Here is a 20,226-nt window from a genome sequence, read left to right on the forward strand (position 1 = left end):
GAGCAGCATCCCGACGAGCTCGCGCCGTTCCCGCAGCAGATCTTCAAGGCGGTGCAGGGCGGGTGGATGCATCTGGGCGCCGACGAGCACACCACTGGCATCGACCCCGATCGCGAGTGCTATCCGGCGGGGCAGGGTGTCGGCGCGATCCACGAGCTGGTACCGGCGGCGGAGCTCGTCCGCCGGTTCGTCGCCGAAGCCGACGGCGTCCTCGACCGGCTCGAGTCGTTGCGCGCGCGGAGCTGACGCGCGTGACGCCGCGCGAACGGCTGGTGGTCGTCGGCGGCGACGCCGGCGGCATGACCGCGGCCGCGATGGCACGCCGCCGCCGACCGGAGGACGAGCTCGAGATCGTCGCGTTCGAGCGGACCCCGCACACGTCGTACTCGGCGTGCGGGATCCCGTACTACGTGGCCGGACTGGTGGACGAAGCGGACGACCTCGTCGCGCGATCTCCGAGCGAGCACCGCGCGCGAGGCATCGACGTGCGCGTCGGTCACGACGTGGTGGCGATCGACAGCCAACGGCGGACGGTCGACGTCGTCGCCGACGGGCGAACCCGTACCGAGCCGTACGACCTGCTGCTCGTCGCGACGGGCGCAGTACCGGTCCGTCCGCAGCTGCCCGGCATCGAGGCGACGGGGATCCACGGGCTGCAGACGCTCGACGACGGGCTCGCGCTGCGTCGCGAGGTCGATGCCGGTCCACCCGAGCACGCGGTCGTCGTCGGCGGCGGCTACATCGGGCTCGAGGTCGCCGAGGCACTCGTCATGCGCGGTGCGCACGTCACCGTCGTCGAAGCGGCCGAGCAGCCGATGACGACGCTCGACGCCGACATCGGCGCGCGCGTCGCGGACGCGATGCGCGCCGTCGGGATCGACGTGCGGCTCGGCGTGCACGTCGACGGGTTCGAGCCCGGTCCCGACGGGCGTGTCCGCGCGGTCGTCGCGGCCGACTCCACCATCCCCGCCGACGTCGTCGTCCTCGGTCTGGGCGTGCGGCCGGCGAGCGCGCTCGCCCGCGAGGCGGGGATCGACGTCGGGGTGACGGGCGGCATCGTCACCGACCCGACGATGCGCACGTCGGCCGACGGCGTGTGGGCGGCGGGCGACTGCGTGGAGGTCCGTCACCGCGTCTCCGGCGAGCCGATGGCGATCGCGCTCGGCACGTACGCGAACCGGCAGGGCCGGGTCGCCGGCGTCACGATGACCGGCGGGAGCGCGACGTTCGACGGCGTCCTGGGCACCGCAGTGTCGAAGATCTGCTCCTACGAGGTCGCGCGCACGGGCTTGCGCGAGGTGGATGCGCGCCGGGCGGGGTTCGACGCGGTGACGGCGACGATCGAGTCGACGACGCGCGCGTCGTACTTCCCGGGATCGCAGCCGATCACGGTGAAGGCGATCGCCGACCGGAGGACGGGTCGGCTGCTCGGCGGCCAGATCTTCGGGCGTGAGGGCGCGGCGAAGCGCATCGACGTGATGGCGGTCGCGATCTGGAGTGAGATGACGGCCGAAGAGCTCGCGTCGAGCGACCTGTCGTACGCGCCCCCGTTCGGTCCCGTCTGGGATCCCGTCGCGGTCGCGGCGCGGAAGGTCGCGGACCTCTAGCCGTCTAGCGGCCGCCGCCCTCCTCGGCGAGGTCCGACTCGTACATCATGCGCACGAGCTCGTCGAAGTTCACACGTGGCTTCCAGCCGAGCTTCGCTCGCGCCTTCGACGCGTCGCCCATGAGCAGATCGACCTCCGCGGGCCGTTCGAAGCGCTCGTCGTGCTTCACGAACGGCTTCCAGTCGTCGTAGCCCGCGCAACGGAACGCGACGTCGAGGAACTCGCGCACGGTGTGCGTCTCGCCGGTGGCGACGACGTAGTCGTCGGGCTCGTCCTGCTGGAGCATCAGCCACATCGCCTCGACGTAGTCGCCCGCAAAGCCCCAGTCGCGCGCGGAGTCGATGTTGCCGAGGCTGATGTTGTTCTGCATCCCGAGCTTGATGCGCGCGAGGGAGTTGGTGATCTTCCGCGTGACGAACTCGAGCCCGCGCCGCGGCGACTCGTGGTTGAACAGGATGCCCGAGCTCGCGTGGAGCCCGTACGCCTCGCGGTAGTTCACCGTGATGTGGTGGCCGAAGACCTTGGCGACGCCGTACGGCGAGCGCGGGTGGAACGGTGTCATCTCGTTCTGCGGCGTCTCGCGCACCTTGCCGAACATCTCCGACGACGACGCCTGGTAGAAGCGGATCGGGTTGCGGTCGGTGCCGCCCACGATGCGCACCGCCTCGAGCATGCGCAACACGCCCAGCCCGGTGATCTCCGCGGTCAGATCGGCCTGCTTGAAGGACAGCTGCACGAAGCTGATCGCGCCGAGGTTGTAGACCTCGTCCGGCTGGACCTGCTCGACGAGCGCGATGAGCGACGACAGGTCGCGCAGGTCACCCTCCACGAGCTCGAGGGACGGGTTCTCGTCCTGCACGAGCTGCGCCTTCGGGTTGTTCTGGCCGCGGACCACGCCGAAGACCTGGTAGCCCTTGCCCGTCAGGAAGTCCGACAGGTAGCGGCCGTCCTGACCCGTGATCCCCGTGATGAGCGCGCGCTTCATGCGTTCCCCTGTCGAGCTCGCGAACGGCTCACGCTAGTCGCCGGGTGGCGGCCATCCGGGGTCGAGTTGGCGCAGGAAATCGGCGCAACGTTGCTCCTCGTCGGTCTCGCCGATCGCACCCGCGGCGCGCCGCAGGCCGTCGAGCGAACGCAGGAACCCGCGGTTGGTCTCGTGGTCCCAGCGCACGTACCCGTTGCCGCGCCAGCCCGCTTGACGCAGCCGGTCGAGCCCGCGGTGGTAGCCGACGCGGAAGCACGCGTACGCCTCGACCTCGTCGCGCGCGTGCTCTCCGAGTCGTGCCCAGCCGTCGAGGAACGTGGGATGACGGGCGACGACCGCCGCGACCGCGTCACGGCGTCGCGGCTCGTCGAGCGCGAGCGCGTCGTCGAGCGCGCGTCGCGCGTCCTCCGGTTCGGGCGGGAGGACCGTCTCGGGCGGCCCCTGTGAGGCGAACTGCACGGGGAGCTCGGGCACCGGGCGAATGTAGTGCCGGCTGTGACGGAGACCGTCCGCGCTCGCCGGACGGATCCGGGAGGCCCGCCGGTACCATTGTCCGGATGTCGGAGAGCACGGAGCTCGCGCCGCCCGACGTGGCCGACGGCGCGGCGGCGACGAACGGTGACACGCCGCCCGCGGCGCCGTCCGTCACGACGTTGCTGCTCGTGCGGCACGCGGTGACCGCGCAGACCGGACCGATGCTGTCGGGGCGCACGCCGGGCATCGACCTGTCGGACCAGGGCCGCGCGCAGGCGGACGCGACCGCGGAGCGGCTCGCCGCGCTGCCGATCCACTCCGTGTACGCGAGCCCGATCGAGCGGACGATGCAGACCGCGGTCGCGATCGCGTCGCGCCACCGCCTCGAGGTCCGCCCGTTGCCCGGCGTGATCGAGGCCGACTACGGCGACTGGACCGGCGGCAAGCTCGCCGACCTCGCGAAGACGGACCTCTGGAAGACGGTCCAGCTCGCGCCCTCACGGGCCAGCTTCCCGCGTGGCGAGTCGCTCGCAGCGATGCAGTCGCGGATGGTCGCCGCGCTCGAAGGCGTCGCCGGCGCGCACGCGGGGAAGATGGTCGTCGTGGTGTCGCACGCGGATCCGATCAAGGCGGCGATCGCCCACTACACCGGCGTGCACCTCGACCTGTTCCAGCGGATCGTCGTGTCGCCCGCGTCGGTCACTGCGCTCGCGCTGTCACCGCACGGCGCGGCGTTGCTGAAGTGCAACGACACCGGTGGCCTCGCGGACCTGGTACCCGACACGCCCCCGGCCGAGGACGGGCGGGACGCCGCGAAAGAGGTGAGTGATGGGTGACGTGATCGAGCTCGACCCCGTCGACACGCTCGGTGCCGGCGCGATCGGCCGTCCCGGCGAGCGCTCGTTCTTCATCCAGGCGGGTAAGGACGGCGCGCGTCTCACCGTGCTCGTGGAGAAGGAGCAGGTCGCGCTGCTCGCGACGGAGGCGGTCGCGTTCCTCGATCGGCTCGCGGACGACTTCCCCGACGAGGGCGTCGAGCCCGACGCATCGGAGGCGGAGGTGCACGAGCCCGCGATCCCGTTGTTCCGCGCCCGCATGATCGGTCTCGGCTTCGAGCCGGATCGCCGGCTCGTGCTCCTCGAGCTGCGCGAGAACTCGGACGAGGACGAGGACGAGGAGGACGCCGACGACGAGGTCGACCGCGACGACGACGGCTTCGTCGCGCGCATCTACGCCACGCGCTCGCAGGTGCGTGCGATGGCCGCGCGCGGCGCGGCGGCGGTGGCCGCGGGACGTCCGACGTGCCCGCTGTGCGAGCAGCCGATGGACCCGTCGGGACACCGTTGCCCCCGGTGGAACTGACGCCGCCGAGCACCGACGTCCTGCGCACCGGGGACCTCGAGGTCCTCGGGCGCATGCCGTGGTCGTCGAACGGCACGTTCCTCGGGTGCGTGCACGGCGACGACGCCGACGTCGAGGTGATCTACAAGCCGCGTCGGGGTGAGCGGCCGCTGTGGGACTTCCCGACCGGGACGCTGTGCGCGCGCGAGGTCGCGTCGTTCGAGCTGTCCGAGGCGCTCGGGTGGTCGATCGTTCCCGACACCGTGCTGCGCGACGGCCCCCTCGGCGTCGGGAGCGTGCAGCGCTTCGTCGACCACGACCCCGAGGAGCACTACTTCACGCTGCTCGAGGAGCACGCGGACGAGTTCCGCAGGTTCGCGGTGTTCGACGTGCTGGCCAACAACGCGGATCGCAAGTCCGGGCACTGCCTGCGCGCGCGTGGCGGCCGTCACGTGTGGGGCATCGACCACGGTCTGACGTTCCATCCCGGCGAGAAGCTGCGCACGGTGATCTGGGACTTCGCCGGCGAGAAGCTGACACGCGAGGCGTGCGACGCGGTCACGTCGGTGCGCGTCGCGCTCGACGGCGGGCTCGGGCGTCGGCTCGCGGACCTGCTGTCGCCGTACGAGGTCGACGCGCTCGCGTCACGGGCCGAGCAGCTGCTCCGCGCCGGCCGTCTCCCCGAGCCGGAACCCGGCTACCACTCGGTGCCCTGGCCGTTGGTCTGACGACCCACGTTCATGCGTCGCTCGTTGTCGCAGAACGACATCGAACGACGCACAAACGTTCAGGACGCGAGGTCGCCGGCGTGGTAGCGGGCCTTGCAGACGCTGCGTTGCAGCTTGCCGGACGACGTCTTCGGGATCGTCCCCGGTGCGACGAGCACGATGTCGCGCGCCGGGACGCCGACGGCGTCGCGCACGCGCTGCGCGACCGCGGACCGCACGGCGCGCACGTCGTCCGCACGTGACTCGGCCACGACCACGACCGACTCGCGACCGCGGCGCGCGTGATCGCCGAACGCGATGACGTTCCCGGCGCGTACGCCGTCGACGGACGCGACCGCGCGCTCGACGTCCTCCGGCAGCACGTTGCGGCCGCCGACGATGATGACGTCCTTGATGCGCCCGCACACGACGAGCTCACCGTCGACGAGGTACGCGAGGTCGCCGGTGCGCAGCCAGCCGTCGTGGAAGGCCGCCTCGGTCACGTCGGGTCGGCGGTAGTAGCCCGTCGTCACTGACGTGCCACGGATCTCGAGCTCGCCCACGACGCGCTCGGGGAGCGGGTCGCCGGTGACGCGGTCGACGGCGCGAATCTCGAGACCGGGCACCGGCCGTCCGAGACGCGCGAACTGCCGGACGCCATCGGGAGCCGGGTCGACCGCGATCGCCCGGCCCGCGTGCTCGAGCTCGTCACGCGACACGGTGTCGAGCGCCATGCCCGTCATCGGCTCGGGGAACGTCCCCGCGATCGTCACCTCGGCCATCCCGAACGCGCAGAACACCGCGCGCGCGTCGAAGCCGTGCGGCGCAGCCGCGCTCACGAACCGGTCGACGGTGCCGGGATCGATCGGCTCGGCACCGTTCAGCGCGATCCGCCACGCCGACAGGTCGAGGGCACCGCAGCGCGGCAGCGCGCGCGTCGCGAGCGCGTACGCGAAGTTCGGTCCGGCCGTCACGGTTCCGCGGAAGTCCGACATCCAACGGACCCAGCGCGCCGGCGACGCGAGGAAGTCCTGGGGTGCGCCGAGGACGAGCTCGGCGCCCGTCGCCATCGGGATCGTGAGGAGCCCGATCAACCCCATGTCGTGGTAGAGCGGCAGCCACGACACGCAGACGTCGTGATCCGGATCCATCGCCGCGGCCTCCGTCGCGCCGTCCATGTTCGCGAGCACGCGCGAGTGCGGGAGCATCACGCCCTTCGGATCGGCGGTCGAGCCGCTCGTGAACTGCAGGACCGCGAGCGCGTCGTGGTCGTCCTTGGGGCGGTCGTAGCTGGCGCGCTCGGAGGTGAGCGCGTCGAGCATCACGACGTCGGGGTCGTCGTCGCGGGGGTCGAGGAGCTCGGCGAGCGCGCGGTCCACGACGAGCAGGTCGACGTCGGCGTGCTGGACGCGCGTGCGCGTGGCGGCGACGAACTCGTCGATGGACGCGAGCCTCATCGGCAGCGGCAGCATGACGACCGTCGCGCCCGCGAGCCACGTCGCCTGGATCGTGGTGACCAGCGGGCGCGAGGTCGGACCGAGCATCGCGACGTGGGCGCCCGGGCCGACGCCGCGCCGTTGCAGCGCGCCCGCAACGCGCCGCGCGTCCTCGTGGAGGCGCGCCCACTCGACGCGCTCGGCGCGGTACGCGTCCGTGCCTGCCGGTTCGACGAACGTGATGCCGCGGCGGGAGGTCGCGGCCTGCTCGAGGCGGTTGAGGAGGGAATCCACGTGACGTTGGACTCCCCCGAGCCGGGGCGCGTTACGGCTCGATCGCCCGGGCCGGGTCGTGGAAGAAGCGGGAGCGGGGGAGGACCAGGTCGGCACCGTCGTCGACGGCGCGCCGCGCGGTGTCCTCGTCGACGTGGGGCACGAAGCCCACGATCCGGGCGGCCGGCACGATCTCACGCACCGCGGTCAGCGAGTCGGCATGGCGCGCGAGGTCGACGACCACGACGTCGGCGCCGGCGCATCCGTCCGGCGTGCGCACGAACGACGCGCCAGGGACGGCCTCCTCGAGCCGTGAACGGTCCATCAGGTCCCCGACGAGAGCAGCGACGCGCATCGGCGGCGATCGTACGAGCAACAGCACGGCCGACCCGGCGACGGCCGCGACGCACGACGCCGCGAAGATCGCGATCTTCGCGTCGGCGAGGAGCGCGCTCCCTTCGAACGCGAGCTCGGCGACGAACAGCGAGACGGTGAAGCCGATCCCGGCGAGGCCGCCCGCTCCCACGACGTGCGCGCGCCCGACGCCTCGCGGCAGTCGCAGCCCGCACCCAACAGCGAGGAACGTCGCGCCCACGATGCCGATCGGCTTGCCGAGAACGAGCCCGGTCAGCACACCGAGCCCGACGCCGTGCGTGAGCGACGCGCGAACGGCGTGGGCGTCAAGGGCGATGCCGGCGTTCGCGAGCGCGAACAACGGGACGACGAGGAAGCTCGTCCACGGGTGCAGCCGCGTCTCGAGCCGTTCGAGGACGTCGTGCTCGTGGTCCGCGCCGGCCGGTGTCAGGAGTCCCAGCGCGACGCCCGCGATGGTCGCGTGCACACCGCTGTTCACCATCGCCACCCAGACCCCGATGGCGAACGGCACGTATGCGATCGGCGCGCGGACCCGTGTGCGCATGAGCGCGATCACGCACAGGCCGGCGACCGCGCCCGCGAGCCACGTCCACGAGATCGCGCTCGCGTAGAACACCGCGATCACGACGATCGCGCCGACGTCGTCGACGATCGCGAGCGTCAACAGGAACACGCGCAGGTTCGCCGGCGCGTGTCGTCCGAGGATCGCCAGCACGCCGACGACGAGCGCGATGTCGGTCGCCATGGGCACGCCCCACCCGTGGCCGCCGGACCCGCCCGCCGTCCACGCCGCGAAGATCAGCGCGGGGACGACCATCCCGCCGAGCGCGGCGATCGCCGGCACGGCCGCCGTGCGCGGGTCGCGCAGCTCCCCGTGCACGAGCTCCCGCTTGATCTCGAGGCCGACCACGAAGAAGAAGACGACCATCAGGCCGTCGTTCACCCAGTGCTGCAGCGTCTGGTCGATCGAGCTGCGGGGCGTGCCGAGGCTGACCTCGAAGTGCCAGAGCGCGTCGTACGAATGCGACCACGGGCCGTTCGCCCAGGCGAGCGCGACGACGACCGCGACGACGAGCGCGACACCGCCCGCGGCCTCCGTCCGGAGGAACTCGAGGACAGGCGTCAGGAGTCGGCGGGTCGGCGTGGCCACGGGCGTCTCGCGTGCGCGACGGGGACGGACGCCGACCAGGCTTCCCGGCACACCCTGTGCAGCAGGGTACCGCCGCGCGCTTGCGGGTCAGCACCGTCTGGGACAAGGTCGTGCCTTGCCAGGCAGGGCGGAGTGGATCGGCGCGCGCGAAATGCGAGACGAGCGTGCGGCACGTTGGTGGGGACGAGCACCGTCGCCGTTCGCCGCCGGTGTCGCCGCGATCACCGCGCTCGCCGTCGCCGTGCGCGTCGGTTACGTGCTCGTCGTCCGGCGGGGCGAGCCGTTCGGGTTGGACTCCGTCTCGTACTGGCTGCTCGGCAAGAACCTCGCGACGGGCCGCGGGTACGCCGATCCGTCGGCCTTGCTCGCGTACATCCACACGAACAAGCCGACCGCGGGATTCCCCCCACTGTTCCCGGGCGTGCTCGCCGCGTTCCGGGTGCTCGGGGTCGGAACGGTGCGGAGCGGAGCGGTCGCGGCCGCGGTGGTGGCGTGCGCGACGGTCCCGCTGGTCGCCGTGCTCGGCCGCCGGCTCCTCGGCGCACGCGTCGGGCTCGCCGCCGCGGCGGCCGTCGCCGTCTGGCCGTTCCTCGTCGCGAGCGACGGCTCGCTGATGTCCGAGACGCTCGCGGTCCCGTTGACGACGGCCGCGGTGCTCGCGACGGTGTGGGCCGCAGAGCGACGCAGCCTCCGCCGATGGGCGGTCGTCGGGCTGCTGTTCGGGCTGTCGTCGCTCGCGAGGAGCGAGGCACCGGTCGTCGCCGTGTGCGTCGTCGGGGTGACGCTGCTCGCGGCACGCGGCGTGCCGGTCCGCCACCGGCTCGCAGCCGCGACGGTCGCGGCTTCGGTCGCGGTGCTCGTGATCACACCGTGGGCGGTGTACGTCGTGCGCGACGTGGGTTCGTCGGCGCTGCTGTCGAGCAACAGCGCGCGAACGCTCGCCGGAGCGAACTGCCCGACGACGTTCCGCGGGTCGCGGATCGGGCTGTGGGACATCGCGTGCACACCCGTCGTCGACGATCTCCGCACGGACGAGGAGATGGCCGCGCGGCTGGGGCGGAAGCAGGCCCAGCGTTACGTGAGCCGGCATGTCTTCCGCGTGCCGCTCGTCGTCGGCGTGCGCGTCGCGCGGACGTTCGGGCTCTACGCCCCTCGTCAGCAACGCGACTTCGAGGTCGTCGAGTCACGCGACCGTACCTGGCAGTGGTTCGCGTGGTGGTCCTACCTCGCGGTGCTCCCCGTCGCGGCAACGGGGCTCGTGCTGATGATCCGCCGCCGGGTCGCGGTCGCGCCGGTGCTCGGCGTGCTGCTCGGTGTCGTCGCGGTCAGTGTCGTCACGTACGGCAACCAGCGGTTCCGGCTCGTCGCCGAACCCGAGATCCTGCTCGCCGCGGTCGCGGCTGTGGCGCTCTGGCGGCGACCGGTGCCCGGTCAGGTCGTCGCGACGAGTCCCGGCGCAGGCATGGCGGTCTCGGGCCAGCGCTGACGCGACTTCTTCGCGAGCTTGTGCATCAGCGCGATGGCGTCGGGGTCGTCGTCACCCGGTCGCGTCTCGATCCACCCGTCGCGCAGCATGCTCTCCATCAGCTCGCGGCCGGTGTCGGTGCGGACGATCGTGAGCGTCCAGTCGTTGAACTTGCCGATGCCGCCGGTCGAGATGTCGGCGTGCTCGGCCGCGAAGTCCGGGCACAGCTTGCAGCCCTCGCGCGTCCACTGGTGGCACTCCTTGAGCGGTACCTCGTGGTAGTCGCCGTTGTGCATCCAGATCTGCAGCCGGCCCTTGATGTTCATCTTCTTGATGTCGGCGCGCTTCAGCCCGTACTTCGCGTCGAGCAGCTCGTCGAAGATCGCATCGTCGAACGTCTTCGAGCAGAGCAGGCCGATGTTGAGCGAGAGCCGCCGCCCGACCTTCCCCGCCTTGCGCTGCTTCATCACCGGCGGCACCGACGACTGGCAGCTCATGCCGACGAGCGCGATGCGCTCGGCGCCCTGCTCGATCGCGTCGTTGTACGCGAGCGTGTTCGCGGAGTACGTGTAGCGGCTGCCCGCCGCCGCGATGACGTCCTCCTTGGTGCGTGCCACGCCCGGGACCGCCTTCCAGGTCGACCCGTCACCCTCGAGGTAGCTCACGAGCGCGGCATCGATCACGTCGTGCTCGAGCGCATAGAGGAGGATCGCCGACACGAGCCCGCCGTCCTGGCCGACCTCGTGCAGGACCGGGTCGGCCGCCTTCGCGAGGCAGACGTCCTTGAAGATGCCCGACAGCTCGTCGGGCCGGCGGGCGCGGCCGAACATGAACTCGTCGATCTCGGGCTCCCACGCGCGGAACCGTGGGCACGCGCGCGTGCACGACGTGCAGCCGCGCTCGCCGTGGCTGCAGTCGCCGGGGCCGCCGTAGTCCTCGAACTGGAACGGCTTGTAGATCCCCTCGTCGTCGCGGTAGCCGAGGACGTCGTGCGGACAGGCGATCACGCAGCCCGCGCAGCCGGTGCACAGCCCGCTGGTGACGACTTCCTCGTAGAGATGCTTCCAGTGCAGCTTCTCGGGGGGCATTGCCCTTCTCCTGAGGTGGTCCGTCCCTGACCGGTGGATCCGTGGGGCGACGAGGGTCGGTGAGTCTCGCACGGGCGCACCGTCCGTGGCGAAGGCAGGACGAACGAACTCTGGTCACTGTGATTACATCGCGGGCGGTGAGCAGCGAGAAGCCGTGGGGCGCGCCGGCACCGCCGCCGGCGTGGGGCCCCGGCGGGCAACCTCCGTACCCGGCCGCGTACCCACCCGGCTACGGCGCGGGCGGGTACCCGCCGTACCCGGGGATGCCGTACGCGCGCCAGACCGAGGGCATGGCGATCGGCGCGCTGATCTGCGCGATCGGGTCGTTCGTCGTGTGCCCCGTCGTGCTCGCCGTCGTCGCGCTCGTGCTCGCGCAGCACGCGCGCAACCACATCGACGCCGCCCAGGGCCGGCTGACGGGCACGGGGCTCGTGACCGCGGCGCGGGTGATCGCGTGGATCCACCTCGCGCTGTTCGCGCTGTTGCTCGCCGGGATCATCGCCTTCGGGTTGGTGGTCGGCACCCGCGGATAGCCCGGGATCCCGCCCGCCCGTGGCGCCGCACGGTGTCGGCACCGCTACGCTTCGCCGAACGTCCGAGCGGGAGACAGGCGTGGCGAAGATCAGCGACATCCTGCGCCGGGGCACCAGCTACTCGTTCGAGTTCTTCCCGCCCCGCACCCCGGCCGCGGAGGCCACGCTCGCCCGGGCGCTCGCGGAGCTCGAGCCGCTCGGCCCGTCGTACGTCTCGGTCACCTACGGCGCGGGCGGCTCGACCCGGGAGCGCACGCACGAGCTCGTCGTCCAGATCCTGCACGACACGAGCATCGTCCCCATGGCCCATCTCACGTGTGTCGGGCACACCCGTGCCGAGCTGGCCGACATCGTGCGGCGCTACGGCGACGCGGGGATCGAGAACATCCTCGCTCTCGGCGGCGATCCGCCCGCCGGTGCCGACCTCCCGCCCGGTGAGCTCGAGCACTCCATCGACCTCGTCCGGCTCGTGCGCGAGACGGGCGACTTCGCGATCGGCGTCGCCGCGCACCCCGAGCCGCACCCGCGCTCGCCGAGCAAGGAGTCGGACCGCTACTACACGGCCGCGAAGCTCGCCGAGGCGGACTTCGCGATCACGCAGTTCTTCTTCGAACCCGAGCACTACTTCGACCTCGTCGACGGGCTGCGCGCGCACGGCGTCGACAAGCCGGTCGTGGCGGGCATCATGCCCGTCGAGAGCCTGAGCGCGATCACGCGCATGTCGAAGCTCCAGGGGTCCGAGTTCCCGCAGTGGCTCGAACGGAAGCTGCGTGCCGTCGGCGACGACCCCGACGCGGTACGCGCCGTCGGTGTCGAGGAGGCGACGAAGCTGTGTCGCGCGCTCCTCGACGGCGGCGCGCCCGGGTTGCACTTCTACACGCTGAACCGGTCGACCGCGACGCGCGAGATCTACGCCAACCTCGGGCTCACACCGGCGCGCTGAGCTTCGGCGTCCTTCGCGCGCAGCCACTGCCACGCGCGGACCAACGCGGTCGCGGCACCGATCGCGAGCGCGCACTCGGCGGGCGCGCGGAAGCGCGTGTTGCCGTACGTCAGCACCGCGGTGACCGACGTCATGACGATCGGCGCGACGAGCATCGCGATCGAGCGCTTCTCGCGCGCGAGCACGCACAGCCCGACGGCGCCGAGCGCGAGGACCGCGATCGAGACCGGCCACATCAGCTCCTGCCATGTCTTGTTCCGGCTCTCGAGCCGCTCGTGCAGCGCTTGATTGGCCGGGTTCCACAGTCCCCATACGCGCAGGAACCGCGCCGCCGCGACGATCGGAACCCGACCGACGTGGTGCTCCGCGTACGAGACGCCCTCACGGCGTACACGGTTCGAGAACTGGACCTCGTTCGTGTCCAGGAAGTGCGGGACCTGCGCGCACCCGCCGTCCCAGAAGCCGATCGCCGCGCCGGAGTACGTCGCCTGACAGTTCGCACCACCGATCGCGGTTGCCTGCGAGCCGGTCGTGATCGTCGCGTCGTGGAGCACGACTGCGTTCCTGATGATCCATGGCGCGACGACGGCAGCGGTCACCAGCACGGCGACGCCCGCGCGCATCACGACGGCGCGTGCGCCGGCGCGCGTGAGGACGGCCGCCGGGATCACCGCGCACGGCAGGAGCAGCAAGGCGTCTTGCCGCGTCAACGTCGCGATGCCGACGACGACCCCGAGCAGCGCCCACCAGCCGAGCGCCGCATGCGTGCGCGCATGGTGCGCGACGAGCAGCGCGAGCAGGACGAGCGGGACGTAGAGCGTCTCGGACATCAGCGAGCCGTCGGTCGCGATCAGGAGCGGGCTGAACGCGACCAGCACCGCTGCGACGATGCCGATCGCGCGACCAGCGATCGCCCGGCCCAGGACACCGACGAGGAGCACGGTCGCGCCTCCCGTGACGACGCCGGCCATGCGCGTCGCGTACCACGAAGGACCGAAGAGCCACTCGACGCAGGCGAGGAACACCGGGTAGCCCGGTGGCCAGAACGCGCCCGGCACGAGCTTCGTCTGCGCCGCGTGTCCGCTCTGGTACGCGAACTGGTGCCCGATGTCGAGATACCCGCGTCCGTGCAGGATGTTGTACGCCTGGCTGAAGTACCAGCCGGAGTCGTTCCACAGCTTCGTGTGCGGGCCGACGACGCGCACGTACACGACGCGCACGGCGATGCCGACCACCACGACGCCGCCGAGCGCGAGCGCGAAGCCCGACGCCCGGAGACCCGGGCGTCGTCTCGGGGGGGGCGGTCACTGCGCGATCGTCGCCCGCCCCACGCGGGCGGCGCAACGCGTCAGTCCCGGGGCGCGTCGTCGACGCGCCACCATCCCTCACCGGTGTTGGCGTCGAGCAGCGCGGTCATGTGCCAGTCCTCGTCGAGCGGGCCGATCTGGCTCGTGTAGCACGAGTACGCGGCACGCTTGCGGTCGTTGGTGGCGTCGAGCGGGACGACCGCCGGCGTCGCGACGAGTCCCGCGGACGACATCTCGCGCAGACGCTGCGCGAGCGCGCCCGGCGCATACCGGAACGGCTGGTCCTCGTAGCAGAACCACGCGAGATCGCCGCGTCGTTGGCGCACGCGCAGCGCGGCCTGGTGCGTGAGCACGTGGTCGGGATGCACCAGACCGAACGGGACGCACACCGCGCTGACGCTCGACGCCGCGACGACCGCGTCGAGGGTCGCGGCGAGGTCGTCGAGGTCGACCTGCGGACGGCCGTCGAGGTACGCGGCCTCGACGTGCTCGAGCCACACGGGCTGACACGCGAGGAGCGCGAGTGCGCGCTCGTCCTCCTGGCGGCGCGCCGCCGCGACGTCGTCGCCCTCGGCGAACCCGCACCGGCGGTCCCACCGGCTCAGCGGCCGGCCGGGCGGCGTGCCGGCGAACGCGGTGACGACGACCGTCCCAGGGTTCGCGGCGAGGAAGCGCCCCGCGCTCAGCACCGCGTCATCGAGATGGGGCGAGACGACGGCGACGCGAGCGAGCACGTCCGTCCGGATCCGGCTCCACTCGCGTCGCCCCATGCGCGAGCGAGGCTAGAAGAACGCGCCCGTGCCGCTGCGCAGGCCGGCTCGATCGTGGAGACACGAGGCCGGGGCCTGCGTGGCCCCGGCCGTGGCGGAGGGAGTGGGATTTGAACCCACGGTGCCCGGAGGCACAATGGTTTTCGAGACCATCCGATTCGGCCGCTCTCGCATCCCTCCGGTGGCGCAGTGTAATGAGCGCCCGCGCACTCCCCGTCACGTTCGGGTCGTGCGACGGCTCGCGAAGAACTCGCTGAGCAGCCCCGCTGCGGCATCCGCACGCACGCCGTCGACGACGCGCATCTCGTGGTTCAGCCGCGGATCCGCGGCGATGTTGTAGAGGCTCCCGCACGCGCCCGCCTTCGGGTCGGCGGCCCCGAACACGATCTCGTCGACGCGCGCTGCGAGCGCCGCACCCGCGCACATCGGGCACGGCTCGAGCGTGACGACGAGCGCGCACCCGTCGAGTCGCCACGACCCCGTCCGCGCGGCTGCGTCGCGCAGGGCGAGGATCTCGGCGTGCGCGGTCGGGTCGTGCGCGACCTCGCGTTCGTTGTGCCGGCGCGCGAGGACGTGGTGATCGGCGAGACGGACCACGAGCGCGCCGACGGGCACGTCGCCGTGCGAGAGCGCGCCACGCGCCTCGCGAAGCGCGTCGTCCATGAGCCCGGCGAGCGTCGCCCGATCCACGGCGCGGGAGCGTACGCGCGGCACGGCGTCGATGGCGGAGACGAGGTGGCGGCGCCTACGGTCCGCCGATGGACCGTGACGAGCTGCGGCGTGTGCAGGCACCACTGAAGGATCGCTACCGCGCCGAGGCGGACGCCGCCGTCGTGACGTTGCGCGCCGAGGGCTCGCTCGCCGAGGCCGACGTCAGCTGCTCCGTGCAGACGGGACGCGCGCTCGTGGAGGCTGGACTCCATCCCGCGACCGGTGGCGACGGGTCGCTCGCCTGCTCGGGCGACATGCTGCTGCAGGCGTTGGTCGCGTGCGCGGGCGTGACGCTGCGGTCCGTCGCCACCAACCGGGGGATCGACGTGCGCGGCATGGTGCACGCCGAAGGCGACCTCGACTTCCGCGGCACGCTCGGCGTCGCCCGTGATGCGCCGGTCGGGTTCCGCGCGATCCGACTCCGGTTCGAGCTCGAGTCCGACGCCGGCGCAGAAGACCTCGACGCCCTCGTCGCGACGACCGAGCGCTACTGCGTCGTGTTGCAGACGCTCGCGAGCTCACCGGAGCTCTCGGTGGCGCGCACGTGAGTGACGCGGACGCGCTCGACCTCGGTGGGCGGACGTTCGTCGTCGCCGGTGCCGGTGGCGGCGGGATCGGCACGGCCGTGTGTCGCGCGCTCGTGCGGGCAGGCGCCGCCGTCGTCGCGCTCGACGTGGACGACGCGCGTCTCGAGTCCGCGGCCGCGCTCGGCCCCGCGGTCCACGCCTCGGTGTGCGACGTACGCGACGCGCGTGCCGTCGAACGCGTCGTCGCCGACGCGCCGCGCGTCGACGGGCTCGTGCACGTCGCGGGTGGCCTCGGCCGCGACCAATGGGCGCCGACGGCAGAGGTCCCGCTCGACGTGTTCGACGACGTCCTCACGCTCAACCTCCGCGCCGCGCTCGTCACGTCGCAGGTCGTCGCGCGGCATCTCGTCGACGCGGGTCGGGGCGGGTCGATCGTCTACATCGCCTCGATCGCGGCCCTGGCGTCGATGCCGTTCGGTGCCGCGTACGCGACGGCGAAGGCGGGATTGCTCGCGTTGATGCGCACGCAGGCCGTCGAGTGGGGCGGGGACGACATCCGGGTCAACGCGGTCGCCGCCGGGACGATCGCGACACCCAAGACCGCGCGCGACTCGGGAGCTGACGATGACGCCGGTGCGCTCGTCCCGCTCGGACGCCGAGGCACGCCCGACGACGTCGCCGGCGCGGTGCTCTACTTGTGCTCCGACCTCGCCGCGTTCGTCACCGGGCACACGCTCGTCGTCGACGGTGGTTCGTCCGTGCGTCCGTCGTTCCTCGGGCCGGACGACCTCCCGGTGTTCGTCGAGGATGCCAACCTGCGGGCGCGCCTGCGGAGACCGGCGACGTAGGGCACGGCGTCTGCACGAGCGGGCGCGCGGTCAGGTGACGACGACGGTCGCGGCGAGCGCGGTCCGATGGTCCTTCGACCACGGCGGTCCCAACGTCGCACGCGGACCGTGGAGCACCTCGTCCGCGCGTGCACCGAGCATGCGAACCGCCTCGGCCTCGACGTGCTTGGCGTCGTACAGGTGGACGGCCCAGCCTCGGGCGCGCGCGACGTCGGCGAGGGCCTGGCAGTACATGACGGAGTCGGCGCGGCTCTCGTAGGGCACGCGCCGCTGAACGGCGATGTCCGCGGGGAAGTCGGCCGGCCACGCGCGAACCGAGATCGACACGATCGGCGCGAGCGACGCGGTCTCGATCTCGTCGAGCGCGTCCGTCGTCGCGCGGACGACGGACGCGCGGACCGTGGCCACCAACTGCGCGAGCGCGTCGTCGTCGAGAGGATCAGCCGCGCGGTGGAGCACGTGTGGGCCGCCCTCGTGATGGACCGGCGCCGCCGGCAGGCCGGGCTCGATCAGCTCGATCCGGCGTCGGTCGACGACCTCGTGATCGGCCGACGCCGTCACTGCGACCGCCCATCCGAAGTGGTGCGCGATCCCGAGGCGCATCCAGGGATTGTGCCGGTTCCTGGCCGGCCTTCGCCGAGACCAGCGCGCAGCGGCCGCGGAGCGGAGGGAGTGGGATTCGAACCCACGGTGGGTTGCCCCACACACGCTTTCCAAGCGTGCCGATTCGGCCGCTCTCGCATCCCTCCGGAGGGGCGCATGGTATCGGCGCGCCCCGGCCGACCGGCCGGGCGCCGACGGCCGCGCGCACTGGTACCCTCGCCCCGCGGACCGTGCTAGGCGGGGAGCTCGTGGTGCCCTGTACCCCAAACCCACGTGTGGGGGGCTGAATCCCCGTCCGAGGCCATGGTCGACGTGAGGAAGGCGACCCGTACGCCGACGTCGAGGGTCGGGTCCTGCGCAACGGAATCCCGTGAACCGAGTCAGGTCCGGAAGGAAGCAGCTCTCAGCGGGTCCTTCCGTGTGCCGCAGGGTGGCCTGGCCTGAGCCGACGGCGGGCTGCGCGCCTCGCGGCGCCTGGTCGACGACGGGTGCACGGTCCGCATCGCGGACGCGATGCGGACCGGAAAGCACGACCGCCTCGCCGCCCCTCAGGTGCGACCCTGTCCACAATTGTGGTTCCGCGCGGTAGAGGCGCGCTGAACCACAAAAGTGACACGGCGTGACCCCTCGCTAACCTCGGCCCGTGGCGTTCCAGTCGCTGTATCGCAAGTACCGGCCGCAGCGCTTCGACGAGCTCGTCGGCCAGGAGCACGTCACGTCGGCGCTGCGCAACGCGGTCCGCGAAGGGCGGGTCGGGCACGCGTACCTCTTCTCGGGTCCGCGCGGTACGGGCAAGACGACCACCGCGCGCATCCTCGCGAAGGCGCTCAACTGCCTGAGCCTCTCGCCGGACGGCGAGCCCGACGGCACGTGCGAGAACTGCGTGGCGATCGCGCGCGGGAGCTTCAGCGACCTCGTCGAGCTCGACGCCGCGTCGAACCGCGGTGTCGAAGCCGCGCGCGACCTCGTGCAGCGCATCAGCCTCGGGCTCGGCGCGAGCGCGCGGCGCAAGGTGTACATCCTCGACGAGGTCCACATGCTGACGGACGCGGCGTCGAACACGCTGCTGAAGACGCTCGAGGAGGCGCCCGAGCACGTCGTCTTCGTGCTCGCGACCACCGAGCCGAACGCGGTCCTCCCGACGATCCGCTCTCGCACGCAGCACTTCGAGTTCAGCCTCCTGTCGACCGAGCAGCTCGCGCACCACCTCGAGTGGGTCCTGCAGCAGGAGGGCGTCGAGTTCGATCGCGAGGCTGTCGAGGTCGTCGCGCGCCGCGGCGCGGGCTCGGCACGCGACGCGCTCTCGCTCCTCGACCAGGCGCTCGCGCTCACCACGGGTCGCCTCGACGCCGCGAGCGTCGCGCAGGCGTTCGGCGGCGCACCGTTCGAGCTGCGCGCCCACGTGCTCGAGTCGATCGCGAACGAAGACGTCGCCGGTGTGCTCGTCGCGCTCGCGGACATGCTGGACGCCGGTCACGACGCGCGGCGCGTCGCCGAAGACCTGTTGCGGATGTTGCGCGACGCGTTCGTCGCGAACGCGGCGGCTGGTCGCGTCCGCGTCGACGCGACGGAGGAGCAGCTCGCGCGCCTGCGCGACATCGGCACGACGATCGGGAACGCGACGGTGGTGCGTGGCATCGAGACGCTCGGGCAGGCCGTCGTCGACATGCGGGGGACGGACGCCGCCGACCCGCGCCTCGTGCTCGAGGTCGCGCTCGTCCGGATCGCGCGCCGCGAGGCGGGCACGCCCGTGCAGGTGCTGACCGATCGCGTCGAACGTCTCGAGCGCGCGCTCGCGGACGGCACGCCCGTGCCGTCACCGCCACGCAACTCACCGCCGCGCAACGACCCGCCCCCGGCGCCGCCGGCGTCCCCGCCGTCCGCAACGTCCGCGTCGGCGTCGAAGCCGACGCTCGGCGCGCTCCGTGCCCGTGCGACCTCGGGCGAGCCGGCGCCCGCACCGGCACCGGCGCCGAAGCCCGCGGATCCCGCGCCGCCGGAGGGCGCGGCACCGTCCGGGCCGGTCGACCTCGACGACGTGATCGTGGCGTGGGGCCAGGTGCTCCCCGAGCTTCCGCCGTCGTCGCGCCGCGCGATCCAGGACTTCCAACCGGTGTCCGTCGACGACGCCGATGTCGTCGTGTTCGGCATCGCGCCCCGCCTCATCGAGACGGCGCGCCCGCGCTTCCACCGCGAGGCGCAGACGATCCGCGAGGAGCTGACGTCGCGGCTCGGGCGCAACATCCGCTTCAAGCTCGTCGCGCACGAGGCGTTCGCGGCGGTCGACGGCGGGACGCCGCCCGCACCCACGCCGGCGACATCACCCGCGCCACGCCCGTCGCGCGCCACGGGTGCCCCGCCCCCGCCGTCCGGCGAACCTCCGGCCGCCGAGCCGCCTCCCGACCTCGACGACGAGGAGATCGACCTGGACGAGCTGCGCGATGCACCGGCGGCGACGGCGGTAGATTCGATCGCCCGCCTGCAGGAGCGCTTCGGCGCGAGCGTGGTGGAAGAGCTCCCGCGCGAGTAGCGCGAGGAGCGCGTCTCCCTCCGATCGAGGAGCCCGCCATGGCCAACCAGAAGCAGCTCAACCAGATGATGCGCCAGATGCAGAAGATGCAGGAGGACATGGCGGCCGCGCAGGAGGCACTCACGCAGGAGGTCGTCGAGGGCAGCGCGGGCGGTGGCGCGGTGAAGGCCGTCGTGACCGGCTCCGGCGAGCTCCGCTCGATGCGCATCTCGCCCGACGTGGTCGACCCGGAGGACGTCGAGATGCTCGAGGACCTCGTGGTCGCGGCGGTCAGCGACGGGTTGCGCCAGGCGCAGGAGCTCCAGCAGCAACGGCTCGGCGGCGTCGCCGGTGGGCTCGACCTCGGCGGCCTCGGCGGGCTGCTCGGCTGACGGGTGGCGTCGGTCTACGAGGGGCCCGTTCAGACCCTGATCGACGAGCTCGGCCGGCTCCCGGGCGTCGGGCCGAAGTCCGCGCAACGGATCGCGTTCTACCTCTTGAAGGTCGCGCCCGAGGACGCCCGGCGCCTCGCGACGGCGATCGTCGACGCGAAGGACAAGGTGTCGTGGTGCCG

The 20,226-nt window shown here is 72.4% G+C and carries 22 protein-coding genes, 2 tRNA genes and 1 other RNA gene; 14 read left to right on the top strand and 11 right to left on the bottom strand.

The annotated features are described in order from the left end of the window. Both VFC33_13150 and VFC33_13155 read left to right on the top strand, forming a co-directional pair. Window positions 1-246 (top strand): nitronate monooxygenase (locus VFC33_13150; GenBank protein HZR14184.1); only part of this gene is annotated, 246 nt, incomplete at its 5' end. 5 nt (window positions 247-251) lie between these two features. Beyond that, complete coding sequence (locus VFC33_13155) at window positions 252-1,607, top strand: FAD-dependent oxidoreductase (GenBank protein HZR14185.1); 1,356 nt, start codon at window positions 252-254, stop codon at window positions 1,605-1,607. 4 nt (window positions 1,608-1,611) lie between these two features. On the opposite strand, the gene gmd is transcribed toward VFC33_13155, so the two are convergent. Further along, complete coding sequence (gene gmd / locus VFC33_13160; protein HZR14186.1) at window positions 1,612-2,592, bottom strand: GDP-mannose 4,6-dehydratase; 981 nt, start codon at window positions 2,590-2,592, stop codon at window positions 1,612-1,614. A gap of 33 nt (window positions 2,593-2,625) precedes the next feature. Next, window positions 2,626-3,066 (bottom strand): DUF3151 domain-containing protein, encoded by a 441-nt coding sequence (locus tag VFC33_13165; GenBank protein ID HZR14187.1) that lies wholly within the window; start codon window positions 3,064-3,066, stop codon window positions 2,626-2,628. An 83-nt stretch (window positions 3,067-3,149) separates the two neighbouring features. Here VFC33_13165 and VFC33_13170 point away from each other — a divergent pair, with 83 nt between their 5' ends. Genes VFC33_13170 through VFC33_13180 form a run of 3 tightly spaced genes read left to right on the top strand, consistent with a single transcriptional unit; the run spans window position 3,150 to window position 5,135 of the window. Beyond that, the gene (locus VFC33_13170) at window positions 3,150-3,902 is read left to right on the top strand and encodes an MSMEG_4193 family putative phosphomutase (protein HZR14188.1); all 753 of its coding nucleotides are present in this window, start codon (window positions 3,150-3,152) and stop codon (window positions 3,900-3,902) included. Beyond that, the gene (locus VFC33_13175) at window positions 3,895-4,428 is read left to right on the top strand and encodes a DUF3090 family protein (GenBank protein ID HZR14189.1); all 534 of its coding nucleotides are present in this window, start codon (window positions 3,895-3,897) and stop codon (window positions 4,426-4,428) included. Before VFC33_13170 ends, VFC33_13175 begins: the two co-directional genes overlap by 8 nt. Continuing rightward, a complete protein-coding gene (locus tag VFC33_13180; protein ID HZR14190.1) occupies window positions 4,419-5,135 on the top strand; it encodes an SCO1664 family protein in 717 nt (238 codons plus the stop codon). The genes VFC33_13175 and VFC33_13180 overlap by 10 nt, the downstream gene beginning before the upstream one ends. Window positions 5,136-5,194: 59 nt before the next feature. Here the strand turns inward: VFC33_13180 and VFC33_13185 are convergent, their stop codons facing one another. Beyond that, window positions 5,195-6,844, bottom strand: coding sequence for an AMP-binding protein (locus tag VFC33_13185; protein HZR14191.1), 1,650 nt, complete (start codon window positions 6,842-6,844; stop codon window positions 5,195-5,197). Window positions 6,845-6,875: 31 nt separating this feature from the next. Then, window positions 6,876-8,348: a Na+/H+ antiporter NhaA gene (gene nhaA, locus VFC33_13190; protein ID HZR14192.1), complete on the bottom strand. Its 1,473-nt coding sequence runs from the start codon at window positions 8,346-8,348 to the stop codon at window positions 6,876-6,878. Window positions 8,349-8,463: 115 nt separating this feature from the next. Between nhaA and VFC33_13195 the strand changes: the two genes are divergently transcribed. Next, entirely contained in the window at window positions 8,464-9,834 is a 1,371-nt protein-coding gene (locus VFC33_13195; protein ID HZR14193.1) for a glycosyltransferase family 39 protein, read from the top strand. On the opposite strand, the gene VFC33_13200 is transcribed toward VFC33_13195, so the two are convergent. Further along, the gene (locus VFC33_13200; GenBank protein HZR14194.1) at window positions 9,780-10,901 is read right to left on the bottom strand and encodes a Coenzyme F420 hydrogenase/dehydrogenase, beta subunit C-terminal domain; all 1,122 of its coding nucleotides are present in this window, start codon (window positions 10,899-10,901) and stop codon (window positions 9,780-9,782) included. The two genes, VFC33_13195 and VFC33_13200, sit on opposite strands and share 55 nt — an antisense overlap. A gap of 137 nt (window positions 10,902-11,038) precedes the next feature. Between VFC33_13200 and VFC33_13205 the strand changes: the two genes are divergently transcribed. Continuing rightward, a complete protein-coding gene (locus VFC33_13205) occupies window positions 11,039-11,434 on the top strand; it encodes a hypothetical protein (GenBank protein ID HZR14195.1) in 396 nt (131 codons plus the stop codon). 79 nt (window positions 11,435-11,513) lie between these two features. Next, window positions 11,514-12,377, top strand: a complete 864-nt coding sequence (locus VFC33_13210) for a methylenetetrahydrofolate reductase (GenBank protein ID HZR14196.1) — start codon at window positions 11,514-11,516, stop codon at window positions 12,375-12,377. Here VFC33_13210 and VFC33_13215 read toward each other — a convergent pair. From VFC33_13215 to VFC33_13230, 4 genes are all read right to left on the bottom strand, one after another. Next, window positions 12,344-13,615, bottom strand: a complete 1,272-nt coding sequence (locus VFC33_13215; GenBank protein HZR14197.1) for a glycosyltransferase family 39 protein — start codon at window positions 13,613-13,615, stop codon at window positions 12,344-12,346. The genes VFC33_13210 and VFC33_13215 overlap by 34 nt on opposite strands. 110 nt (window positions 13,616-13,725) lie before the next feature. Further along, window positions 13,726-14,454, bottom strand: a complete 729-nt coding sequence (locus VFC33_13220) for a PIG-L family deacetylase (GenBank protein HZR14198.1) — start codon at window positions 14,452-14,454, stop codon at window positions 13,726-13,728. Between the two features lie 92 nt (window positions 14,455-14,546). Continuing rightward, window positions 14,547-14,634: transfer RNA gene (locus VFC33_13225), tRNA-Ser, on the bottom strand. A 36-nt stretch (window positions 14,635-14,670) separates the two neighbouring features. After that, on the bottom strand, window positions 14,671-15,117 hold the full coding sequence (locus VFC33_13230) for a nucleoside deaminase (protein ID HZR14199.1): 447 nt from the start codon (window positions 15,115-15,117) through the stop codon (window positions 14,671-14,673). Between the two features lie 95 nt (window positions 15,118-15,212). Between VFC33_13230 and VFC33_13235 the strand changes: the two genes are divergently transcribed. Both VFC33_13235 and VFC33_13240 read left to right on the top strand, forming a co-directional pair. After that, window positions 15,213-15,713 (top strand): OsmC family protein, encoded by a 501-nt coding sequence (locus tag VFC33_13235; GenBank protein ID HZR14200.1) that lies wholly within the window; start codon window positions 15,213-15,215, stop codon window positions 15,711-15,713. After that, a complete protein-coding gene (locus VFC33_13240) occupies window positions 15,710-16,540 on the top strand; it encodes an SDR family oxidoreductase (protein HZR14201.1) in 831 nt (276 codons plus the stop codon). Before VFC33_13235 ends, VFC33_13240 begins: the two co-directional genes overlap by 4 nt. Before the next feature lie 30 nt (window positions 16,541-16,570). Here the strand turns inward: VFC33_13240 and VFC33_13245 are convergent, their stop codons facing one another. Both VFC33_13245 and VFC33_13250 read right to left on the bottom strand, forming a co-directional pair. Next, the gene (locus VFC33_13245) at window positions 16,571-17,143 is read right to left on the bottom strand and encodes a hypothetical protein (protein ID HZR14202.1); all 573 of its coding nucleotides are present in this window, start codon (window positions 17,141-17,143) and stop codon (window positions 16,571-16,573) included. A gap of 61 nt (window positions 17,144-17,204) precedes the next feature. Next, window positions 17,205-17,289 (bottom strand) — tRNA-Ser (locus VFC33_13250). A gap of 82 nt (window positions 17,290-17,371) precedes the next feature. Here VFC33_13250 and ffs point away from each other — a divergent pair. The 4 genes from ffs to VFC33_13270 form a co-directional block, all read left to right on the top strand. Then, an RNA gene (gene ffs, locus VFC33_13255) (signal recognition particle sRNA large type) lies at window positions 17,372-17,639 on the top strand. A 147-nt stretch (window positions 17,640-17,786) separates the two neighbouring features. After that, on the top strand, window positions 17,787-19,673 hold the full coding sequence (dnaX, locus tag VFC33_13260; GenBank protein HZR14203.1) for a DNA polymerase III subunit gamma/tau: 1,887 nt from the start codon (window positions 17,787-17,789) through the stop codon (window positions 19,671-19,673). Between the two features lie 38 nt (window positions 19,674-19,711). Continuing rightward, window positions 19,712-20,044, top strand: coding sequence for a YbaB/EbfC family nucleoid-associated protein (locus VFC33_13265; protein ID HZR14204.1), 333 nt, complete (start codon window positions 19,712-19,714; stop codon window positions 20,042-20,044). Window positions 20,045-20,047: 3 nt separating this feature from the next. Continuing rightward, on the top strand, window positions 20,048-20,226 hold a 179-nt coding region (locus VFC33_13270; protein ID HZR14205.1), incomplete at its 3' end, for a recombination protein RecR.

Source organism: Acidimicrobiia bacterium, from assembly GCA_035651955.1.
Classification (GTDB): Bacteria; Actinomycetota; Acidimicrobiia; order IMCC26256; family JAMXLJ01; genus JAMXLJ01.

Excerpts from the sequence above, each read along its gene's own strand:
- gmd (HZR14186.1), bottom strand. The coding sequence starts at position 2,592 with ATGAAGCGCGCGCTCATCACGGGGATCACGGGTCAGGACGGCCGCTAC.
- VFC33_13170 (HZR14188.1), top strand. The coding sequence starts at position 3,150 with ATGTCGGAGAGCACGGAGCTCGCGCCGCCCGACGTGGCCGACGGCGCG.
- VFC33_13175 (HZR14189.1), top strand. The coding sequence starts at position 3,895 with ATGGGTGACGTGATCGAGCTCGACCCCGTCGACACGCTCGGTGCCGGC.
- VFC33_13200 (HZR14194.1), bottom strand. The coding sequence starts at position 10,901 with ATGCCCCCCGAGAAGCTGCACTGGAAGCATCTCTACGAGGAAGTCGTC.
- VFC33_13220 (HZR14198.1), bottom strand. The coding sequence starts at position 14,454 with ATGGGGCGACGCGAGTGGAGCCGGATCCGGACGGACGTGCTCGCTCGC.
- VFC33_13230 (HZR14199.1), bottom strand. The coding sequence starts at position 15,117 with ATGGACGACGCGCTTCGCGAGGCGCGTGGCGCGCTCTCGCACGGCGAC.
- VFC33_13235 (HZR14200.1), top strand. The coding sequence starts at position 15,213 with ATGGACCGTGACGAGCTGCGGCGTGTGCAGGCACCACTGAAGGATCGC.
- VFC33_13245 (HZR14202.1), bottom strand. The coding sequence starts at position 17,143 with ATGCGCCTCGGGATCGCGCACCACTTCGGATGGGCGGTCGCAGTGACG.
- VFC33_13265 (HZR14204.1), top strand. The coding sequence starts at position 19,712 with ATGGCCAACCAGAAGCAGCTCAACCAGATGATGCGCCAGATGCAGAAG.